The 1,060-nt window shown below is 65.1% G+C and carries 1 protein-coding gene; it reads left to right on the forward strand.

Annotated features, from left to right (window positions below; translation table 11 throughout):
- On the forward strand, positions 1-1,060 hold a 1,060-nt coding region (locus tag EN750_RS35900; RefSeq protein ID WP_245482915.1), incomplete at both ends, for an MG2 domain-containing protein.

Below are 1,060 nucleotides of genomic sequence, written 5' to 3' on the forward strand. Positions count from 1 at the left end.
GCCCTTGCCCGCGACGGCGCCGCCAAGGCGGTCGAGAACCTGCCGCTGACCTTCGTCTTCTCGCGCCCCGACGGTGTCGAAAGCCGCCGCATCGTCAGTGACGGCGCTTCGGCCGGTGGCCATGCCGTCGACCTGCCGCTCGAACCCAACGCCATGCGAGGCACCTGGTCGGTGTCGATCTACACCGATCCCAAGCAGCCGGCGGTGGCCAGCCAGATGTTCCTGGTCGAGGATTTCGTGCCGGATCGCATCGAATTCGATATGAAGGCCGACAAGCAGGAAATCGCCCAGGGCGAAACCGCCAACATCGACATTGACGGCCGCTTCCTCTATGGCGCGCCGGCGGCGGGCCTGGCGCTGGAAGGCGAGTTGACGCTGTCGACGTCGCGCCACTGGGACCGTTTCCAGGGCTTTTCCTTCGGTCTTGCCGACGAGCAGTCGGCCGAACCCACGGTCACCCCCCTCGCCGGTCTGCCGGTGGTTGGCGATGACGGCAAGGTGACCTTCCCGGTCTCCGTCGACCAACTGCCCTCGACCACCAAGCTGGTCGACGCCAAGGTGACGGTGAGGATGCGCGAAACCGGCGGCCGCGCCATCGAGCGTTCGCTCAACATCGGCATCCGCCCGCAAGGCCATATGATCGGCATCCGTCCGGATTTCGCGGACAATGAAGTGCCCCAGGGCGGCACCGCCAAGTTCAGCCTGATCGCCGTCGATCCCGACGGCAAGCGCGAGGCGCTGAAAGGCGCGCAGTGGACGCTGGTCAAGGTCGAACGCAATTACCAGTGGTACCGCTCCAACAATTCCTGGAACTACGAGCCGGTCACCTTCACCAAGTCGATCGCCAACGGTCAGGTCGACCTCAGCGCCGACGGCGACGCGACGGTCTCCGTGCCGGTCGATTGGGGTCAGTATCGCCTCGAGGTCGAAACATCGGATCCCGAGGGACCGGCGACAAGCTACGAGTTCGATGCCGGCTGGTATGTCTCCTCGACCACCACCGAAACGCCTGACGGCCTCGAAATCGCCCTCGACAAGGACAATTATGCCGCCGGCGAAG

Source organism: Mesorhizobium sp. M7A.F.Ca.ET.027.03.2.1 (genome assembly GCF_003999175.1).
Lineage (GTDB): Bacteria > Pseudomonadota > Alphaproteobacteria > Rhizobiales > Rhizobiaceae > Mesorhizobium.